This is a genomic window from Streptomyces sp. CB02366, from assembly GCF_001905905.1.
In the GTDB taxonomy this organism is placed as follows: Bacteria; Actinomycetota; Actinomycetes; order Streptomycetales; family Streptomycetaceae; genus Streptomyces.
Window position 1 is genome coordinate 575,257 of the sequence record NZ_LIVT01000001.1, and the last position, 19,748, is coordinate 595,004.

The 19,748-nt window shown below is 73.3% G+C and carries 17 protein-coding genes; 10 read left to right on the top strand and 7 right to left on the bottom strand.

What is annotated here, in order from left to right; translation table 11 throughout:
• The first annotated feature begins 49 nt into the window (after positions 1 to 49).
• Complete coding sequence (locus AMK24_RS02445) at positions 50 to 901, top strand: TetR/AcrR family transcriptional regulator (RefSeq protein ID WP_073764481.1); 852 nt, start codon at positions 50 to 52, stop codon at positions 899 to 901.
• 198 nt (positions 902 to 1,099) lie between these two features.
• Here the strand turns inward: AMK24_RS02445 and AMK24_RS02450 are convergent, their stop codons facing one another.
• Positions 1,100 to 1,510, bottom strand: a complete 411-nt coding sequence (locus AMK24_RS02450) for a winged helix-turn-helix transcriptional regulator (protein ID WP_073764483.1) — start codon at positions 1,508 to 1,510, stop codon at positions 1,100 to 1,102.
• A gap of 96 nt (positions 1,511 to 1,606) precedes the next feature.
• On the opposite strand from AMK24_RS02450, the gene AMK24_RS02455 reads away from it, so the two are divergent.
• The 4 genes from AMK24_RS02455 (at position 1,607) to AMK24_RS02470 (ending at position 5,254) form a co-directional block, all read left to right on the top strand.
• A complete protein-coding gene (locus AMK24_RS02455; RefSeq protein WP_073764485.1) occupies positions 1,607 to 2,425 on the top strand; it encodes an NAD(P)-dependent oxidoreductase in 819 nt (272 codons plus the stop codon).
• A 61-nt stretch (positions 2,426 to 2,486) separates the two neighbouring features.
• On the top strand, positions 2,487 to 3,299 hold the full coding sequence (locus AMK24_RS02460; RefSeq protein WP_073764487.1) for an arylamine N-acetyltransferase family protein: 813 nt from the start codon (positions 2,487 to 2,489) through the stop codon (positions 3,297 to 3,299).
• A gap of 251 nt (positions 3,300 to 3,550) precedes the next feature.
• Positions 3,551 to 4,762, top strand: coding sequence for a pyridoxal phosphate-dependent aminotransferase (locus AMK24_RS02465; protein WP_073764489.1), 1,212 nt, complete (start codon positions 3,551 to 3,553; stop codon positions 4,760 to 4,762).
• A gap of 93 nt (positions 4,763 to 4,855) precedes the next feature.
• Positions 4,856 to 5,254, top strand: a complete 399-nt coding sequence (locus AMK24_RS02470; protein ID WP_073764491.1) for an SCO4983 family protein — start codon at positions 4,856 to 4,858, stop codon at positions 5,252 to 5,254.
• Positions 5,255 to 5,622: 368 nt separating this feature from the next.
• Here AMK24_RS02470 and AMK24_RS02475 read toward each other — a convergent pair whose 3' ends face one another.
• Entirely contained in the window at positions 5,623 to 7,446 is a 1,824-nt protein-coding gene (locus tag AMK24_RS02475) for a phosphoenolpyruvate carboxykinase (GTP) (RefSeq protein WP_073764493.1), read from the bottom strand.
• A 221-nt stretch (positions 7,447 to 7,667) separates the two neighbouring features.
• Here AMK24_RS02475 and trhA point away from each other — a divergent pair, with 221 nt between their 5' ends.
• On the top strand, positions 7,668 to 8,360 hold the full coding sequence (gene trhA / locus AMK24_RS02480) for a PAQR family membrane homeostasis protein TrhA (protein WP_073764495.1): 693 nt from the start codon (positions 7,668 to 7,670) through the stop codon (positions 8,358 to 8,360).
• Between the two features lie 122 nt (positions 8,361 to 8,482).
• Here the strand turns inward: trhA and AMK24_RS02485 are convergent, their stop codons facing one another.
• Positions 8,483 to 10,504 (bottom strand): thioredoxin domain-containing protein, encoded by a 2,022-nt coding sequence (locus tag AMK24_RS02485; protein WP_073764497.1) that lies wholly within the window; start codon positions 10,502 to 10,504, stop codon positions 8,483 to 8,485.
• A 173-nt stretch (positions 10,505 to 10,677) separates the two neighbouring features.
• Between AMK24_RS02485 and AMK24_RS02490 the strand changes: the two genes are divergently transcribed.
• Positions 10,678 to 11,244 (top strand): Uma2 family endonuclease, encoded by a 567-nt coding sequence (locus AMK24_RS02490; RefSeq protein WP_073764499.1) that lies wholly within the window; start codon positions 10,678 to 10,680, stop codon positions 11,242 to 11,244.
• Positions 11,245 to 11,336: 92 nt separating this feature from the next.
• Here AMK24_RS02490 and AMK24_RS02495 read toward each other — a convergent pair whose 3' ends face one another.
• Positions 11,337 to 12,446, bottom strand: coding sequence for a class I mannose-6-phosphate isomerase (locus AMK24_RS02495; RefSeq protein WP_073764501.1), 1,110 nt, complete (start codon positions 12,444 to 12,446; stop codon positions 11,337 to 11,339).
• Positions 12,443 to 13,282: an SDR family oxidoreductase gene (locus AMK24_RS02500; RefSeq protein WP_073764503.1), complete on the bottom strand. Its 840-nt coding sequence runs from the start codon at positions 13,280 to 13,282 to the stop codon at positions 12,443 to 12,445. Before AMK24_RS02500 ends, AMK24_RS02495 begins: the two co-directional genes overlap by 4 nt.
• Before the next feature lie 557 nt (positions 13,283 to 13,839).
• Here AMK24_RS02500 and AMK24_RS33890 point away from each other — a divergent pair.
• Together AMK24_RS33890 and AMK24_RS02505 are read left to right on the top strand one after the other, a co-directional pair.
• Complete coding sequence (locus AMK24_RS33890; protein ID WP_158072144.1) at positions 13,840 to 14,013, top strand: hypothetical protein; 174 nt, start codon at positions 13,840 to 13,842, stop codon at positions 14,011 to 14,013.
• Positions 14,014 to 14,177: 164 nt separating this feature from the next.
• Positions 14,178 to 17,429 (top strand): tetratricopeptide repeat protein, encoded by a 3,252-nt coding sequence (locus AMK24_RS02505; RefSeq protein WP_073764505.1) that lies wholly within the window; start codon positions 14,178 to 14,180, stop codon positions 17,427 to 17,429.
• A gap of 436 nt (positions 17,430 to 17,865) precedes the next feature.
• On the opposite strand, the gene AMK24_RS02510 is transcribed toward AMK24_RS02505, so the two are convergent.
• Entirely contained in the window at positions 17,866 to 18,105 is a 240-nt protein-coding gene (locus AMK24_RS02510; RefSeq protein ID WP_073764507.1) for a hypothetical protein, read from the bottom strand.
• Between the two features lies 1 nt (position 18,106).
• Positions 18,107 to 18,988: a mycothiol conjugate amidase Mca gene (mca, locus tag AMK24_RS02515; RefSeq protein ID WP_073764508.1), complete on the bottom strand. Its 882-nt coding sequence runs from the start codon at positions 18,986 to 18,988 to the stop codon at positions 18,107 to 18,109.
• Between the two features lie 215 nt (positions 18,989 to 19,203).
• Between mca and AMK24_RS02520 the strand changes: the two genes are divergently transcribed.
• Positions 19,204 to 19,620: a DUF4307 domain-containing protein gene (locus AMK24_RS02520; RefSeq protein ID WP_073765611.1), complete on the top strand. Its 417-nt coding sequence runs from the start codon at positions 19,204 to 19,206 to the stop codon at positions 19,618 to 19,620.
• Positions 19,621 to 19,748 lie beyond the last annotated feature (128 nt).

The following is a 19,748-nucleotide window of genomic DNA, read 5'->3' on the forward strand; positions in this document are numbered from 1 at the left end:
CGTAATGAATTACCCGACGGACGTTACTTTACTACGTAAGGAGTCGCACGTGGTGGTCTTCGCCGGGCAGGGCGATCCCCGCCGCTCCCTCTCCCTCCTGTGGCGCGCGGAGGTCGCGGCACCGCCCCGGAGCGGCCCGGGGCCCAAGCCCCGGCTGAGCGTGGACGCGATCGTGGCCGCCGCCGTGGCGCTCGCGGACGAGGAGGGGATGGGCGCCCTGTCGATGCGCGCGGTGGGCGACCGGCTCGGGCGCACGGCGATGGCGCTCTACACCCACGTCCCCGGCAAGGGCGAACTGCTGGACCTGATGTACGACGCCGTCCACGCCGAACTCCCCTCCGCCTACCCGGAGCCGGAGGACTGGCGGGCGGCGCTGACCGCGTGGGCCGGGGAGGTCCTGGAGTTCTACGTCCGCCACCCCTGGGTGCTCCAGGTCTCGCAGGCGCGGCCGGTGCTGGGGCCGCACGAGTACGCGGGGCTGGACACCCTGGTCACGCTGTTGCGGGCGACCGGACTGGAGGCGGGGGTCCTGCGGCGGCTGGTGGGGACCCTGTTCCCGTTCGTCCGGGGTTCGGCGCAGGCGGTGGCGGACGCCCGGCTGGCCGCCGCGGCGACCGGCAGCGCCGACGAGGAGTGGTGGGCGGCGCGCTCGGCGGCCCTGCTGGACCTGGTCCCCGACTTCGCGCAGCGCTTCCCCGCCGTGATCGGGCTGGAGACGGAGGGCGCGGTGGAGCCGTACCCGGAGGCAGACGGTGATCCGGGCTCCGGCGCGGCCGCGGCCGGGGGCGCGGAGGGGGGCGAGCCGGTGCCGTACCTGGAGCGGGAGGCGCGCGAGACGTTCCGGGTGGGGCTCGGCGTACTGCTGGACGGAATCGAGGCGGTGCGCGCCCGGCGGCCCTGACCCCGGCCCGGGCCGCCGGGCGCACCCCTGGAGCAGAGGCGGCTACGACCCGGGGCGTGCGCGGCCCTCACGGCCGAGGCCGGGTGCGCCGGGTGCGCCGGGTGCGCCGGGTGTCAGGCCACCCCGCGGGGCCGTCTCCGGCCGCACCCGGCGGGCCCGGACGCCGAGCCGGACGGCAGGGCTCCCGGACGGCAGGGCCTACGGCCGGCCGTGCCCGAGCCCCGCCACGGGTTCGTCGGCGCCCTCCGCCCCCGAGGGGGCCGGGTTCGCGTCCGTGCCCGCGCCCCGGTAGATGTGGTCGCGCCCCCACGCCCCCAGCGGTTCCAGCGCCGCGTTCAGGGAGAGGCCCAGCGGGGTGAGCGAGTACTCCACGCGCGGCGGCACTTCGGCGTACACCTCCCGGTGCACGATGCCGTCGTCCTCCAACTCCCTGAGGTGGGAGCTGAGCACCTTCTCCGTCACCCCGGGCACGGCCCGGCGCAGCTCGCCGAAGCGGCGGGCCCGCTCGTTCAGCGCCCACAGGATGAGCACCTTCCACTTGCCGCCGATCACGTCCATCGCCGCGTCGATCCCGCAGACGAAGGCCCCCGGCCGCCGTACGATCCGCATCGCCCGCCCCTCCCACCTGGTCGCTCACCGCGAGGAAACCACCCACTCCCTAGTGGGTACTTGTCGCCCCCGGCACCGTCGACCAGCCTAATCGCCATGCCTGACAACACCGTTGACTCCCCTGCGCCCGCCCCTCTCACCCTGCTCGGCCTCGGCGCGATGGGCGCCGCGCTCGCCCGTACCTGGCTCACCGCCGGGCACCCCCTGACCGTCTGGAACCGCAGCCCCGGCCGTACCGCCGAACTCGCCGCCGCGGGCGCGCGGGTGGCCTCCACCGCGGCGGAGGCGGTGGCCGCGAGCCCGCTCGTCGTCACCTGCCTCCTGGACGACGCCTCGGTCCGGGGGGCCCTGGCCGACGCCGACCTCACGGGCAAGGACCTCGTCGACCTCACCACCTCCACCCCGGCCGAGTCGCGCGCCCGAGCGGCCTGGGCGAACGAGCGCGGCGCGCGCTTCCTGGACGGCGGAATCATGGCCGTGCCGCCGATGATCGGGGTGCCGGAATCCGGCGGTTACGTCTTCTACAGCGGCTCCCGCGAGGTCTTCGACGCCCACCGCGCGGTACTGGCCGCGCCCGCGGCCACCCGGTACGTCGGCTCCGACCCGGGCCTCGCCGCGCTCCAGGACGTGGCGCTGCTCAGCGCGATGACCGCCATGTTCGCCGGGGCCCGGCACGCGGCGGCGCTGGTGGAGGACGCGGAGATCGACCGGAAGGCGTTCGGCGCACTGGTGGCGGACTGGCTCGCGGCGATGGCCCCGGCGACGGCGGCCTACGCGGGCGGCCCGGCGCCCGCGGACCCCACCAGCGCGGCGGTGGCGGAGGCGGGGGACGCGGCGCTGCTCCGTACGGCCCGGGAGCAGGGCGTGGACACGGCTCTGCTGATCGCGTCGGCGGGGGCGGTGGAAGGAATGTAGCGGACGGGCCGCTCGCCCCGGTCGGAGGCGCGCCCGCCCCCCGGCTGCGTACGGTCGGTGTATGACACTCGACCTCGACGCCTACTTCGCCCGCATCGGCTGGACCGGGGAGCCCCGCCCCACGGTGGAGGTGCTGCGGTCCGTGCACCGCGCCCACCTCATCGGCATCCCGTTCGAGAACCTGGAACCCGTCCTCGGCTCAGCGCCGTCGCTGGCGCTCGACGACCTGGAGGCGAAGCTCGTCCGCGGCGGGCGCGGCGGGTACTGCTACGAGCACAACACCCTCTTCTCCACGGTGCTGCGGCGGATCGGCTTCACCGTGACCCTGCTGTCCGCACGCGTGGTGGTGGGCGCAGCGCCGGGCGACATCCGGCCCCGTACGCACATGCTCCTGCAAGTGGACGTGGCCGGTGAGCCGCACCCGTACCTGGCGGACGTCGGATTCGGTTCGGTCGGCTCGCTGCTGGAGCCGATCGAGCTGGTGGAGGGCGCCGAGCTGTTCGACGCCCCGCGCCACCACCGTCTCGTCCACACACCGCACCACGGCCCGCTGCCGCTGTGGGAGCTCCAGGTGGAGAAGGGCGGGGCGTGGGAACCGCAGTACACCTTCACCTTGGAACCGTACGAACAGCCGGACCACGAGGTGGTCAACTGGTTCATCGCGACCTCCCCGCGCTCCCCGTTCCGGCAGGCGGTGTACGCGCAGCGCACCCGGGTCGACGGCCACCTCGCGCTGTCCGGGCTCGACCTGGTGGAGACGGCCGACGACGGCACGATCACGGAACGGGTGCTGAAGGACGGCGACGAGGCGCTGCGGGTCCTGAGGGACGACTTCGGCCTCCGCCTCCCGGAGGGCGCCCGCCTCCCGGAGTGAGGGCGCCGCGCGGGGGCTCCCCGGGGCCGGCGGGCGAAGCGCTCCGGGCCCCGCGTGGCGCATCTCACCCGGCACGGCCGCCCACGCCGCCATTCCAAGCCGCGACGCCGCCCCGACCGGGCCATCCCACGGCCCGGGGCGGCGGCGGGCATGGCGATGGAAGACGGCACGGGCGGGGGCCGCGCCACCGGGGGAGTACAACCGGAGCAATCCCCGCGCCTCCCGCCGACCGCCGCCGTAAGCTCGCGGACATGCAGGTCATCCAGTCCACGAAGCTCGCCCATGTCTGTTACGAGATCCGAGGCCCCGTGCTGGAGGAGGCGATGCGGCTGGAAGCGGCCGGTCAGCGCATCCTCAAGCTGAACACGGGCAACCCCGCCGCGTTCGGGTTCGAGTGCCCGCCGGAGATCCTCGAAGACATCCTGCGCAACGTGGCGGGCGCGCACGGCTACGGGGACGCGAAGGGCCTGCTGTCGGCGCGCCGCGCGGTGACGCAGCACTACCAGACCAAGGGCATCGACCTCGACGTCGAGGACGTCTACCTCGGCAACGGCGTCTCCGAGCTGATCCAGATGTCGATGCAGGCCCTGCTGAACGACGGCGACGAGGTGCTGGTCCCGGCGCCCGACTATCCGCTGTGGACCGCCTCGGTCTCGCTGGCGGGCGGGACGGCCGTGCACTACCGCTGCGACGAGCAGGCCGACTGGATGCCGGATCTCGCGGACATCGAGCGGAAGATCACCGACCGCACCAAGGCCCTGGTGATCATCAACCCGAACAACCCCACCGGCGCGGTGTACGACGAGGAGATGCTGCTCGCTCTCGCCGAGATCGCCCGGCGGCACAACCTGATCGTCTGCTCCGACGAGATCTACGACCGGATCCTGTACGACGGCGCGACCCACACCCCGACGGCGGCGCTCGCCCCGGACCTCATGGTGCTGACGTTCAACGGCCTCTCGAAGAACTACCGGGTGGCCGGCTACCGCTCCGGCTGGATGGCCGTCTGCGGCCCGAAGGCGCACGCCACCTCGTACATCGAGGGGCTGACGATCCTCGCCAACATGCGGCTGTGCGCGAACATGCCCTCGCAGCACGCCGTGGCCACCGCGCTCGGCGGCCGGCAGTCGATCGAGGAGCTGGTGCTGCCGGGCGGCCGGATCCTGGAGCAGCGGGACACGGCGTACGACCTGCTGACCTCGATCCCCGGGGTGACCTGTGTGAAGCCGAAGGGGGCGCTGTACCTCTTCCCCCGGCTGGACCCGGCCGTCTACAAGATCAAGGACGACCGGCAGATGGTGCTGGACCTGCTGCGGGCCGAGAAGATCATGGTCGTGCAGGGCACCGGCTTCAACTGGCCGGAGCCCGATCACTTCCGGATCGTCACGCTGCCGACGGTCGAGGACCTGACGGATGCCGTGACCAGGATCGGGACCTTCCTGGACGGGTACGGGCAGCCGTAGGCCGGGCCCCCTCCGCCACTCACTTCCGGATGACGCACAACTTTAGACTCATTCCAATGTAGGATGGTTCCACGCACCAACGGGAGGCCATCCATGTACGAGCCGATCCGCAGCCCCTCGGTCCACACGCCGGCCGACGACGCGGACTTTCCGCACCGCAGCCGCGAGGAGGAGCTGGACATCCAGCTCGCCGGACACCTGGCGGCCCTCCTCGCGGTCACCGACGAGCTGGGCCTCGGCGCCGCGGGCGACCGCGTCGCCGAGCAGGTGGCCCGCTTGCGCGGCGCCCCGCCCGCCCGGCACGCCGGGCTGACCGACGCCGCTCCCGCGGACCTCCACCGCCGCGCCCACACCCTCGCGGGCCGGGCGCTGCTGGTGGCCGCGTCCCGCGCCGACACCACCGCCGCCATCCTCGCCGCCGAGCGGATGGACGCCCACGCGGCGGCCCTCGCCGACCACGCCTCCTCCGGGCAGCTGGTCGGCGCCCACTGACGGCCCCGGTCCGCATGCCGCACAGGGCGTGCGGACCGGGCGCCACGGCCTGTGACCACCCCGGGCCGGGCACGAGCGTCCCGTCCCACCGCGCACGAAACGCGCGCCGTCGCGCACGGGGGGGGCGCCCCCGCACCGGAGCGGGACGGTCGGCAACCCCCGGCACGCGGGCCGGAAGCACCCGGGACGAGGGGAGGCCCCCGGAACCGTGAGGGGGTTCCGGGGGCCGGGAGGGTGTCCTTGGTCGGGGACGGCCCTCCGGGGCCGCCTGCGAGGGCGGGCCCCGTACCGCGGCGGATCGTTCGGCCCCACAGGTCAGGGCGGATGTCCGATGGACCCGGCCGCGGGGTCCGGTGGGAGCGCCGGGCTCAGCCCAGGCGCTCGACGAGCGCGTGGTACTCGTCCCACAGCTCCTTGGGCGTGTGGTCGCCGAAGGTGTTGAGGTGCTCGGGGACCAGGGCGGCCTCCTCGCGCCAGACCTCCTTGTCGACCGTCAGGAGGAAGTCGAGGTCGGCCTCGGCCAGGTCCAGGCCCTCGGTGTCGAGCGCGCCCTTGGCCGGCAGGATGCCGATCGGCGTCTCGACGCCCTCGGCCTTGCCCTCCAGCCGCTCCACGATCCACTTGAGGACGCGGCCGTTCTCGCCGAAGCCGGGCCAGACGAACTTGCCCGCCTCGTTCTTGCGGAACCAGTTCACGTAGTAGATCTTCGGCAGCTTGGCCTGGTCCTTGTCGGCTCCGACCTTGACCCAGTGGTTCATGTAGTCGCCCATGTTGTAGCCGCAGAACGGCAGCATGGCGAACGGGTCGCGGCGCAGCTCGCCGACCTTGCCCTCGGCGGCGGCGGTCTTCTCGGAGGCGACGTTGGCGCCGAGGAAGACGCCGTGCTGCCAGTCGAAGGACTCGGTGACCAGCGGTACGGCGGAGGCGCGGCGACCGCCGAAGAGGATCGCGGAGATCGGCACGCCCTTGGGGTCCTCCCACTCGGGCGCGATGATCGGGCACTGTCCGGCGGGGACGGTGAAGCGGGCGTTGGGGTGGGCGGCGGGCGTGCCGGACTCGGGGGTCCAGTCGTTGCCCTTCCAGTCCGTGAGGTGCGCGGGCGTCTCCTCGGTCATGCCCTCCCACCACACGTCGCCGTCGTCCGTCAGCGCGACGTTGGTGAAGACGGAGTTGCCCCACATGGTCTTCATGGCGTTGGCGTTGGTGTGCTCGCCGGTGCCGGGCGCGACGCCGAAGAAGCCCGCCTCGGGGTTGATCGCGTAGAGGCGGCCGTCCTCACCGAACCGCATCCAGGCGATGTCGTCGCCGATGGTCTCCACGGTCCAGCCGGGGATGGTCGGCTCCAGCATGGCGAGGTTGGTCTTGCCGCAGGCCGAGGGGAAGGCGGCGGCGACGTACTTGGCCTCACCGCGCGGCGGGGTGAGCTTCAGGATGAGCATGTGCTCGGCGAGCCAGCCCTCGTCGCGGGCCATGACGGAGGCGATGCGCAGGGCGTAGCACTTCTTGCCGAGCAGGGCGTTGCCGCCGTAGCCGGAGCCGTACGACCAGATCTCGCGGTCCTCGGGGAAGTGCGAGATGTACTTGGTGGTGTTGCACGGCCACGGGACGTCCTCCTGGCCCTCTTCCAGGGGGGCGCCGAGGGTGTGGACGGCCTTGACGAAGAAGCCGTCGTCGCCCAGTTCGTCCAGGACCGCCTGGCCCATGCGGGTCATGGTGCGCATGGAGACGGCGACGTACGCGGAGTCGGTGATCTCGACGCCGATCGCGGAGAGCGGCGAGCCGACGGGGCCCATGCAGAAGGGCACGACGTACATGGTGCGGCCGCGCATGGAGCCGCGGAAGATGCCGTCCTCACCGGTGAAGATCTCCCGCATCTCGGCGGGGTCCTTCCAGTGGTTGGTGGGCCCGGCGTCCTTCTCCTCCTTGGAGCAGATGAACGTGCGGTCCTCGACGCGGGCGACGTCGCTGGGGTCGGACGCGGCGTAGTACGAGTTGGGCCGCTTGATCTCGTCCAGCTTGGTGAACGTGCCCTTGGCGACGAGCTCCCCGCACAGGCGCTCGTACTCGGCCTCGGAGCCGTCGCACCAGACCACCCGGTCCGGCTGGGTGATGGCTGCGATCTCGTCGACCCAGGAGACCAGCTCCTGGTGGTGGGTGGGGACAGTGAGGGGAGCCGCGATGTCGCGCGCCACGATCGCTCCTAGTTGAGGGTGTCAGTTGTTGGGCCCCGTGGGGGCTGCGACCCGGATGCTTCGTACCCTTCGAAATCCCCTGGCGCTCATCCGGTGCCGACTGCACTCATTTGATCATCCAGTCCTCGCGCCCATATGTCCAGGGGGCCGCACACGTGAGCATCGCCACTCATTTGCTCCCCATATCCGCTACCTACGGTGGCGTAGGTAGCATGCGAGACATGACTGATGTTGCCGCTGACGCCGCGACCCCAGGCCCCGTCGTCCTCGACCCCGCCCCCGTCAAACCGCGGATGCGCGGCTGGCTGCACGCCGGCATGTTCCCGGCGGTCCTGGTCGCCGGCATCACCCTGATCGCGCTGACCGACAGCACGAGAGCCCGGGTGGCCTGCACCGTCTACGTCCTCAGCGCGTGCCTGCTGTTCGGGGTCAGCGCGGTGTACCACCGCGGCACCTGGGGGCCGCGCGGCGAGGCGGTGCTCCGCCGTCTGGACCACGCGAACATCTTCCTGATCATCGCGGGCACCTACACCCCGCTGACGCTGCTCCTGCTGCCCGAGTCCACCGCCCGCCCGCTGCTGTGGGCGGTGTGGGGGGCCGCGGCGGCGGGCATCGCGTTCCGGGTGTTCTGGGTGGGCGCGCCGCGCTGGCTCTACACGCCGTGCTACATCGCGATGGGCTGGGCGGCGGTCTTCTTCCTGCCGGACTTCATGCGCACGGGCGGCATCGCGGTGCTGGTGCTCGTCGTGGTGGGCGGCCTGCTCTACAGCGTGGGCGGCGTGATCTACGGCCTCAAGAAGCCGAACCCGTCGCCGCGCTGGTTCGGCTTCCACGAGGTCTTCCACTCGCTGACGCTGGCGGCGTTCGTCGCGCACTACGTGGGCATCTCGCTGGTGGCGTACCAGCACGGGTAGTACGCGCCCCGGGTTACGGGGGGGGGAACGCCCCCGGATTACCGGGAGAACCCTCCACGGGTCACGGATGAGGGGCCGGCCGCACGCGGCGACCGGCCCCTCACCGCTGCCCACGGCGGCGCTCAGCCTCCCAGCTTCGCCGCCAGCTCCCCCGCGTCCGTGGTCGGCGCGTCGCACACGAAGTGGCGGCAGACGTACGCGGTCGGCTCCCCGCCCACCAGCGGCCGGTCCACCAGCAGCGGGAACTCGGCCCCCGCCCCCGGCCCCTCACCGGCCGCGACCACCGCACCGGGGGCCCGCCCGAGCAGCGCCGTACGGTGCAGCTCCCCGCCGACCGGCCCGGCCACCGCCACCTCGCGGGGCCCGTCCAGCAGCGCCTCGGCCACCGCCAGCCCCCACCCGACGAACCGGGGGACGCGCGGACCCAGCGCCTTCACCACGCCGAGCGCGCCCTCGGCCGCGGTGCGGTGGGGCTCGGACCCGGTGTACGCGGCGTAGGAGAGGAGCGCACCGGCCGCGGCGGACCACCCGGACGGGGTGGCGCTGTCGGTGGGATCCTGGGGCCGCCGGATGAGCTGCTCGGCATCATGAGCGGTGTCGTACATCTGCCCGCCCTCGCCGGTGAACTGCTCCAGCACGATGTCCAGCAGGAACCCGGCGAACTCCAGCCAGGCCCCCTCCCCCGTCACCGCCGCCAGCGCGAGGAAGCCCTCGGCGACGTCGCCGTAGTCCTCCAGCACCCCGGCGTTCTCCCCGGCCCGCCCGTCCTTGGAGGTACGGGTCAGCCGGGCCACCTCGCCCAGGTGGACCCGGACCAGCAGATCGGCGGCCTCGGTGGCCCGCTCGACCAGATCCGGCCGGTCGAAGTACGCGCCGGTCTCGGCGAGGGCGGCGATGGCCAGCCCGTTCCAGGCGGCGACCACCTTGTCGTCCCGCCCCGGCCGCGGCCGTTCCTCCCGTGCCGCCAGCAGCCGGGCCCGTACGCCGGCGACCCGGTCGGCGTCCACGGGCCCCGCGTCCCCCGGCAGCCTCAGCACGGAGGAACCCTCCTCGAAGGTCCCCTCCTCGGTCACCCCGTAGTACGCGGCGGCGAAAGCGGCGTCGTCCTCCCCCAGCGCCTCCCTCAACTGCGCGGGCGTCCACACGTAATAAGCGCCCTCGACGTGCCTGCCGTCCGCGTCCTCGCTGTCGGCATCCAGCGCGGAGGCGAACCCGCCCTCGGCCGTGCGCAGCTCCCGCACCAGGAAGTCGGCGGTCTCCAGGGCGATGCGCCGGGCCTCGTCCGACCCGGTGGCCCGCCAGAGGTGGGCGTACACCCGGCACAGCAGGGCGTTGTCGTACAGCATCTTCTCGAAGTGCGGGACGATCCACTCCCGGTCCACGGAGTACCGCGCGAACCCCCCGCCGAGCTGGTCGTAGATCCCGCCCCGGGCCATCGCCGTACAGGTGTCGGCGGCCATCTGGAGCGCGCCCTCGGACCCCGTACGGGCGTGGTGCCGCAGCAGGAACTCGACGGCCATGGACGGCGGGAACTTGGGCGCGCCCCCGAACCCGCCGTACTGCTCGTCGTACTCCCGGGTCAGCCCGAGCAGCGCCTGAGCGGCCTCCGACTCCCCCGGCGCCCCGTCGCCGCCGTGGACCAGCGACCGCCCCGCCAGATCGGCCACGATCCGCCCGGCCACCTCGGCGACCTCGTCCCGCCGGTCGCGCCAGGCGGCCGTCACCCCCTCCAGCACCTGCCGGAAGGAGGGCGACCCGTGCCGCGCCTCGGGCGGGAAGTAGGTCCCGAAGTAGAACGGCTCGCCGTCCGCCGTGAGGAACACGGTCATCGGCCACCCTCCGTGCCCGGTGGCGGCCTGCACGGCCTCCATGTACACGGCGTCGACGTCGGGCCGTTCCTCCCGGTCGACCTTGACGGACACGAAGTGCTCGTTCAGATACGCGGCGGTCTCGTCGTCCTCGAAGGACTCGTGCGCCATGACGTGGCACCAGTGGCAGGAGGAGTAGCCCACGCTGAGCAGCACGGGCACGTCCCGCCTTCCGGCCTCCTCGAACGCCTCGGGCGACCACGGCCACCAGTCGACGGGGTTGTCGGCGTGCTGGAGCAGGTAGGGGGAGGTGGTCTGCGCAAGTCGGTTGGCCATACACCCCATCCTCGCGCACCCGCCCTCACGAGACCCGTGCGCCACGGGGCGGGGTGTGAAGGGGCGGGTGGGACGGGCACGCGCCGCCGAGGCCGGATGGTGCGGCATCGGCGGACAGTGGGCTGACTTCCAGCAGTAAGGTGCCCGCCGAGCCCCCTCGAAGGAGGTACACCATGACCGCCGAGAAGGTGGCGCTCGCGTGGATGCACACCCAGATCAGCGCGGAGCAGTACGACTCCTGGTCCGAGGAGCAGTGCGCCGGCATCGAGATCGTGGACGGGATGGTCGTCGTGCGTCCGAGCGCCTCTCCACGGCACAACCGGCTGGCCCGGGTCCTGGCCAATGCCCTGGACGCCGCCGCGGGCCCCGGCTGGAACGCCGACACCGACTTCGACGTCCGCCTGCAGGACGTTCCCCTCACCAACCGCCGTCCGGATGTCATCGTCTACCGGTCGGAAACCATCGACCTCACGCCTACCCGCCCCGAGCACGTACTCCTGGTCGTCGAGGTGGTGTCGCCCGGCTCGGAGACCACCGACCGGATCGTGAAGGTGGACCAGTACGCCAAGGCAGGCATCCCCTTCTACTGGCGCATCGAACAGGCCGCCACCGGGGTCCCGATCGTCTACACCTACGTCCTTGACCTCGCCACCCAGACTTATAGGGACGGCGAGATGTTCACCGGCACGGTGAAGGCCACCGCGCCCTTCCCCGTCACGGTCGATCTCGGGGCCCTGTAAGGAACCGAGGCGTCGGCCCATGGCCCCCTGCCGCCCGGTTCTCTCACCTCGGCCGGCTCGCCCGTGGACGCGGGGGCGCGGGCGCGCAGGGGTTACTCCGCCGTCCCCCCGCTCGCGCGGTCGTCGGGCGCGTCCGAGGCGAGTGTGTCGATGAGTCGGGGCGCGTACCCGGCTGCGAGGAGGGGGGCTCGGACGTCGCGGTCGAGGTCGGGCAGGTAGCCGAACAGGACGTCGGCCGGGCCGGTGATCTCGACCTCGCCGCAGACCGCGGGCAGCAGGAGCGTGTCGGCCCGGCCGAGTTCTTCCGCCCAGGCGCCCGACCGGACGTGGACCGGGGCGCCGACGTTGGAGAGCACCTGGGCGGTGGAGAAGGAGTGGCGCAGGGGCTCGGCCGTTCCGGCCCGCCAGCGCTCCAGGGCGAAATACGGGCTCGCGCACAGGAAGACCCGCTCGACCCCGTCGCCGACGGCGAGCCGCAGGCCGGGGGTGAAGTCGGGCCGGGTCTCCAGGTTCACCTCCCGCATCAGCATGTCGAGGTTCGCGCCGAACTCCGCGTCGTCCACGGGGGAGCCGTCCTCCATGTTCCAGCGCATGGCGTGCTGTTGGATGTCCGACGTCTGCTCGATCTCGTAGACCAGCGTGTCCGGGCCGAAGCTGTGCGGGGTGCCGCCGGGGACGTAGAGGGTCTCCCCGGCCCGTACCGGCAGGCGGCGGAGGACGGCGTCGAAGTCCTGCGCCTCCAGCGCGGTACGCAGGCGGTCCGGTGTCACCCCTTCCTTGACGCCGCAGAGGGCCGTCGCCCCCGGCGCGGCGTCGAGGATGTGCCACGCCTCCGTCTTGCCGTTGGGCTGCCCCTCCAGCCGCCGCGCGGCCTCGTCGTCGGCGTGCAGGTGCACCGGCAGGGAGCCGGCGGCGTCGATGAACTTGGTCAGCAGGGGGAAGTACTCGCCCGTCCACCCGGCGCCCATCAGTTCTTCCCCGTGAGCCGCGGTGACCTCGCGCAGTGTCCGTCCGGCCGCCGGCCCCCCGACCACGACGCCGACGGCGCCCGTGACGTCGCTGCACTCCCACGTCTCCGCGATGCTCCAGTCCGGGAGCCCCCGCTTGCCCAGGCGGCGGGCGATGGCCTGGCCGCCGAAGACCAGCGGCTTGGCCGTGACGGTCAGCCGCAGCGGATGGAGGCCCCTGGCCCGGCCGCTCACAGGATCGGTTGTCCGCCGGTGACGGCGACGCGGGCCCCGGAGACGTAACCGGCCTCGTCCGAGGCGAGCATCACGTAGACCGCCGCCAGTTCGGCCGGCTGCCCCGGACGACCGAGCGGTACCTGCGACCCGAAGCTCTCCACCTGGTCCGGCGGCATGGTCGCCGGGATGAGCGGCGTCCAGATGGGGCCCGGCGCCACGCTGTTGACGCGGATGCCCCGCGGGCCGAGCAGTTGCGACAGCGACCCGGCCATGTTCGCGATGCCCGCCTTGGTGGCGTTGTACGGAAGCAGTTGCGGCGGTGGCGAGTCGGAGTTCACCGAGGTGGTGCCGATGATCGACGAACCCGGACCCATGTGGGGGAGGGCGGCCTTGGTCAGGTGGAAGAAGGCGCTGAGGTTGATCGCGAGGGTACGGTCCCACTCCTCGTCGGGGATGTCCTCCACGGATTCCCGCGTCATCTGGAACGCGGCGTTGCTGACCAGGACGTCCACCCGGCCGAACTCCTCCACCGCCGTGCCGATGATCGAGCGGCAGTGGGCCGGGTCCGCCACGTCGCCGGGGACCAGCACGCACCTGCGGCCCGCCTCCTCGACCCAGCGCTTGGTCTCCTCCGCGTCCTCGTGCTCGTCGAGGTAGGAGATCAGCACGTCCGCCCCCTCGCGGGCGTAGGCGATCGCGACGGCGCGACCGATGCCGCTGTCCCCGCCCGTGATCACCGCCGCCTTGCCGGACAACCGGCCCGATCCCCGGTAACTCCGCTCGCCGTGGTCGGGCCGCGGGCTCATCGCGGAGGTGACGCCGGGCGGGGACTGCTGCTGGCGGGGCTGGGACATGCTGCCTCCCGAAATCTCGTCGGGCCGGGTGCGGCGGCGCGGGGCCGTCCGGAGGCGGCGGGGGCCGTCCGGAGGCGACGCCGGGGCGGCCGTTCTGCCCACCGGGCCTTCCGCCGGGCCGGAGCGCGTGCACCCTCCATGCTCGCCCACCGGTCGACGACCCGCCACGCGAGAGTCCGCGCGAAGGACCGGGCGGACGCTCACGGACTCGGCCGACGCCGTGCGTACGTCTTCGGCGGGTGCTCCCCGGCGGGTGCTCTCGGGCGGGCGGAGGTGGTCCGCTGATCCGCCCCGCAGGGGCTCGCGTTGTCTCCCGGTACCGGGCAGGAGCTTCATTCGGGTGACATCGGCGGAGTGGGGCGTTCCCCGGAGGGGGCGGCGTCGTTGGGGAGTCTGGAATTCTCGAACGAACACCACCGCCCCCCTCGGCCGTTGCTCGTCCGAGTCGTCGCGTCGCCTCCGCAGGAACGTATCTGCTGCGGTGGGGCGGGTTGGCTCGGCAGCAGTGGACCCCGACCCCACGTGGCCCCGCCACGACGGATACGGACACGGACACCGTGAAGAAACTCATCGCGACCGCACTGTTCGCCGGCGCCTTCGCCGCCGGTACGGCCATGACCGCCCCCGAGGAGCTGACCAGCCGCACCTCCGAGCTGCCGGCGGCCGACGCGCTGTACGACCTGTTGCGGGAGGAACCCGCCGAGAAGACGCCGCCCGCGCCGCAGGCGTGAGCCCGGGCGCCGGCCGCCCCGTCACCACTCCTTACCCCGCCCTTTGCCCGGCGCCCCTCGCGTCGGAGCACGCCAGGCAGGACACTTGGCGCTGATATCCGACGCTCGGCGTCGGACGCTCCGGAGACCGAGGTCCGGGGCGCCGCTCTCGGAGGGGGACGCATATGCGGGACAGCCATCGGGCGGAGGCCGAGAGGCTGTTGGTGCGCGCAGTGGAGGAGGAGGCCCGGCGCACCGGCGGGCGGACCGACACCGGTGCGCTGCTGTCGCGGGCCCGTGCGGCGCTCGACACCATCGCGGCGGCGGCGGCCGAGGAGTACGCCGCGTACACGCAGGCGCTCGACTCGGCGGCGGACGGCCGCCCGTCGGCGGAGCGCTTCAGCAGGGCGACGCTCGGGACACCGCTGCTGGTGACGGGGGTCGCCACCGCTGCCGCGTTCGGCGCCGACCTGGCGCTCGGCGCGACCACCGGTCTGGCGTTCGGTGCGGGTGCGGCCGTCGCGGTGGCCGGTACGGCGACGACCGTGGCGAAGGCGACCGCCTCGCACTGGCCCGCCGCCCACCGTCGCGCGGCGGCGGCCGGACAGCCGGGCGGCGCCGAGCAGTTGAGGCTCCAGTGGCTGACCGCCCTGGAGGTGCGGGGCATCCGTCCGTACCTGGACCAGCAGCGGATGCTGGCTCCGGCGGCCCGCTCCCCGAAGAAGCAGAACGCCTCCGTCGTACGTCAGTTGCGCGGCGGTGACCGCAGCGCGGCGGCCCGCACCCGGGTGGTCCTGGAGCAGTCGTTCGGCCATCTTCCGCAGCCGGAGGGCCCCTTCACCGGGCGGCGGGCCGAGCTGGCGCAGATCGCCCAGTGGGTGCACGCGGCCCGCGCCTCCACGCGGACCCGTCCGACCGTCGTCGTCCTGCACGGCGAGCCGGGGTCGGGGCGCACGTCGCTGGCGGTGCGGGCGGCGCACACGCTCAAGGACCAGTTCCGGGGTGCGTGCGTGGTGGATCTGCGCGGGCAGGTGGCCGGCGAGAGCCCGCTGCCGACCCGGGACGCGCTGCTGCACCTGCTGAACCGGCTGGGCGCCCCGCGCGAGCAACTGCTGTTCCGGGAAGGGGCGTCGGCGGAGCAGCAGGTGCGGCGGCTCGGTGAGCTGTACCACCAGCACCTCACGGGAACGCCGGTCACCGTCGTCCTCGACGACGCGACCGACGCCGAGCAGGTGCGCGTGCTGGTGCCGGAGCGCTCGGACAGCCTGGTGATCGTCACCGCCCGTACGCCGCTGGAGCTGCCGGAGGACCTGTCGGCCTGGGTGCACCACCTGCCGGTCGGCCCGCTGGACGCGGCGGGCGCGGAGGAGCTGCTGCGCGAGGTCGCCGAGGAGCAGGAGACCGGCCCCTACGACTGCCCGTCCACCGAGGCGGTCGTGGAGCTGTGCGGCGGGCTGCCGCTGGCGCTGCGGGTGGCCGGGTCCGCGCTGGGGGCCCGTAGCCGCCACACGCTGGCGGAAGACCTCCGGACGGCCGGGCCGGCGGGACCGGCGGGGCCGCCGCCCCCGGGGGCTTACGGGCCGGTGGAGCGGGCGTTGTGGCTGCGCTACACCGACCAGGGCGACCAGGCGCGCCGATTGCTGCGGCGGCTCGCGCTGGCGGGCCGGGCCAGTCTCGGCGCGGCGGCCGCCGCCTCGCTGCTGGCGGCGGACGAGCAGGAGGCCGAGCGGCTGCTGACCGTGCTGGCGCGGGCCGGGCTGCTCACCCGCGTACGAGGGTCGCGTTACCGGCTGCACGATCTGGTACGGGCCTTCGCGCTGGCCCGGCTGCTGGACGAGGAGGAGGCGGCCGAGCGGACGGCGGCGCAGGAGCGGCTGCTGACGAACTACGCGGAGCTGGCCGACGCCGTGATCCGCATGGTCGACGGGAAGATGTCCACCCGCGCCGGGCAGTTCGGCTCGCACGGGTTCGGGTCGCTGGACTCGGCGCTGCGGTGGCTGGACGACGAGTCGAGCTTCATCACGGCGGCGCTGCGGCACGCGGAGGGCGTGGACCAGGCGACGGTGCTGCATCTGCTGGGCGCGCTGTGCGACTACTGCCTGCTGCGCGGCGACCTGTACCGCCTCGGCGAGATCAGCGAGCTGACGCAGGCCGTGGACCAGGGGCTGCTGGAGCGTTCGGTGCAGTGGCGTACGGGGATCGCGGCCCGGCAGCTCGGCGAGCTGGACAAGGCGCGCACCACGCTCTCCTCCGTCGTCGGGCTGTACCACGAGGCGCAGAACGACGCGGGCGAGGCGCTGGCCCTCTGCTCGCTCGGGATCACCCTGCACCACCAGGGCAATCTGACCGAGGCGGCGGCCCGGCTCGGGGAGGCGCTGGCGCTCCAGTCCTCCGAGGCGCAGGCGGAGGACCGGGCCTGGACCCTGCACGCGCTGGCCGCCGTGGAGCGGGACCGGGGCGACCTGCCGAGGGCGCTGGCGCTGCTGGCCGACGCGTTGCGGCTGCACCGCGAGGGCGAGTCGCTGCACGGTGAGGCGTGGACGCAGTTCCAGCTGGGCCAGGTGCGGCTGCGGACGGGCGAGGTCGTCCTGGCCGAGGAGGCGCTGGGCACCGCCCTGGAGCTGTACGGGCGGACCCGTGACGGGCGGGGCGAGGCGTGGGCGATCACCCAGCTGGCGCGTGCCCGGCTGGTGGACGGCGACCCGGCGGCCGCGCTGGAGCGGTTGCGGGAGGCGCTGGAGCGGCACCGGGAGAACGAGGACGCGCGCGGTGAGGCGTGGACCCTGTTCTACCTGGGCCAGGCGCTGGAGGAGGACGGGGAGACCGATCAGGCGGTGCGCGAGCTGGAGCGGGCCCGCACGATGTTCTCCCGGATGCGGGACGTGTACGGGCTGGCCTGCGCCCGGCACCACTCGGGCCGGGTGACCCGGGACCAGCGGGCCGCGCAGACGGGCAACCTGCGCAATTCGGGGTTCGCCCGGCAGCTGCTGATGGACGCGCGGGCGGACTTCCGGCGGATCAAGGTGCCGTACGGGGAGGCGTGGGCCTGCGTGGAGCTGGCGCTGATCGACGCGGGCAACGGGCGCGCGGCGCAGGCGCTGGAGCTGTGCGGGGAGGCGGCGGGGCTGTTCGCCTCGTACGGGGACGCGCGGGGCGGCGACTGGGCCCGGTTCCTGCGCTGCACGCTGCTGCCGTACGCCTCGCCCGGGGGCAGCGAGGTGGGCACGGTGGTCGCCCAGCAGGAGCTGGCCGAGCTGATCGAGGCCCGGCACCCGGCACGGGACGTGAAGGTGGAGCAGTCGGCGGCGGCCTTCGCGGTGGTCCTGGAGCGGGGGGTGGACCTGGAGGACGGCTGGCAGGCGTGGCGGCTCGGGCTGACCCCGACGCGGGGCGCCGGCCAGATCATGGGCGTGCCGCTGGAGTCGGCGCAGCCGTGAGGGGGTGAGCGGGGGGACAGGGGGCGGGCGAGCGCGGCCGTGGCGGAGCGTGCGGGGACCCTGCCCGCCTCCGCACGGCGTCACGGGCGCACGGCCCGTGCCCGCAACCGCGGCTGCCGCCCTACGGCGTCACAGGCGCACGCCCGTATCCGCGCCCGCGCCCGCCTCCGTACGGCGTCACAGGACCGCGCGCCGCGCCCGCGGGGCAGGGCACGCAAGGCACCGCAAGGCACGGCACGACACAGCGGACCGAAGCCTCCGCCCGCACCGGTGGTACGGCGTCACCGGCCCACGCCCGCAACGGCCCGGCAGGCCCGTGCCCCCGCCCCTCCAGCAGGGCGCGGACGCGCCCCGCCCCCGTGGAGCGGGGCGAGCGCCCGCCCGCCGTGCCCCACCGGGCGCGGCGGGCGTCCGGCGGCGTGCTCCGGTGTGTCGCCTACTTCCCGTTCCCGGCGGAGGACGCCGCGCCGGTCCCGGCCGGCTCCGCGTCCGGGTCGGGGGCCTCCTCGAAGTTCACCCGGCCCATGTGCCGGTTCATCGACTTCATCAGCGCCCACACGCCGACGGCGAGCGCGGCGAAGACGAGGAAGCCGAGGACGCCGGGGGTGACCTTGTTCTTGTCGAGCTCTTCGGCGGCGAGCGGGACGAGGTGCGTCAGTGCCTGGGTCGCGTACATATCAGGCATTGTCGCGGATGCCCGCGAAGAGGTCGCTCTCGGGGAGGGAGGTATCGACCAGAGACTTCGCCAGCTCGTACTCCTCGGTCGGCCAGACCTCGCGCTGGACGTCCATCGGAACCCGGAACCAGCCGCCCTCGGGGTCGATCTGCGTGGCGTGCGCGATCAGCGCCTTGTCGCGGATCTCGAAGAAGTCGTCGCAGGGGATGTACGTGGTCAGGGTGCGCTCGACCCGCTCGAACTCCTTCCACCGCTCCAGCCACTCCCCGTACGGGGACTCCAGGCCCCGGGCCAGGAGCGCCTCGTGCAGGGCGACGGTGCGCGGGCGGTTGAAGCCCTGGTTGTAGTAGAGCTTCTGCGGCGTCCAGACCGGCCCGAACTCGTCCTCGGGGAAGCGCTCCGCGTCGGCCGCCCCGTCGAACGCGATCATCGAGATCGTGTGCGTCATGATGTGGTCGGGGTGCGGGTAGCCGCCGTTCTCGTCGTACGTGGTGACGACCTGCGGCCGGAACGCGCGGATCTTCGCCACCAGGCGCCCCGCGGCGTGCTCCGGGTCCTCCAGGGCGAAGCAGCCCTCGGGCAGCGGCGGCAGCGGGTCGCCCTCGGGCAGCCCCGAGTCGACGAAGCCGAGCCACTCCTGCTGGACGCCCAGGATCTCCCGGGCCTCGTCCATCTCCTTCTTGCGCACCTCGTGGATGTTCTTCTCGATGTACGCGTCGCCCTGGAGCTTCGGGTTGAGGATGGAGCCGCGCTCGCCTCCCGTGCAGGTCACGACCAGCACGTCCACCCCCTCGGACACGTACTTGGCCATGGTGGCCGCGCCCTTGCTCGACTCGTCGTCGGGGTGGGCGTGAACGGCCATCAGTCGCAGCTGCTCAGTCAAAGCTCGATCCTCAGTCATTGGTCGCTGGTGTCGCTCCGGTCGAAGGTCGCCGGGGGCCGCCGAAGGCGCCGGAGGCCCTCGACGGTCCCCGTCGGAGGGGGCCCGGCCCGTGCCGTACCGGTGTGGGGCGCGATCGGGTGACGGACGGACGGCTTCTATAGTGACTGAACGAGGGGCCGGAAAATTCCTCGATGCCCGGTCCGAAGGGAACGATCATGACGACGGTTCGCCAGGCCGCGCCCGAGGGGCGTTACGGCCGGACCGAGGATCAGCGTGCGGACCGCAAGCTGAAGATCGTCGGATCGGTCCTGGGCGTCGTCCTGCTCGGCGTGATCGGGTGGATCGGCTTCGACTACGTGGGCGGCCAGGGCATCAGCGGCGAGATGATCAAGTTCAAGATCGTCTCCGACACCCGGGCCGACGTCCACCTGGAGGTCCGCAAGGACCGGGACGGCCACGGGTACTGCGTGGTGCGGGCGCTCAGCGAGGACGGCGCCGAGGTGGGCCGCAAGGAAGTCCGGTTCGACCGGGCCGCGGACCGGATCGACGAGGTCGTGACCGTGGTGACCCGGTCCCGGGCGACGGCGGTCGAGCCGATGGGCTGCACGGCCGACGACGGCCCGCAGGGGTGACCCGGACGTCCCCCGTGCGACCTGCGGCGATACGGGCCGCGGCACCCGCCCTCGGCATGTGACGTTTTACCTTCTCCCCCTTTTCCTGCGGAATTGTTAGGCTCGTGGTTTCGCCCACCCGAGGAAGC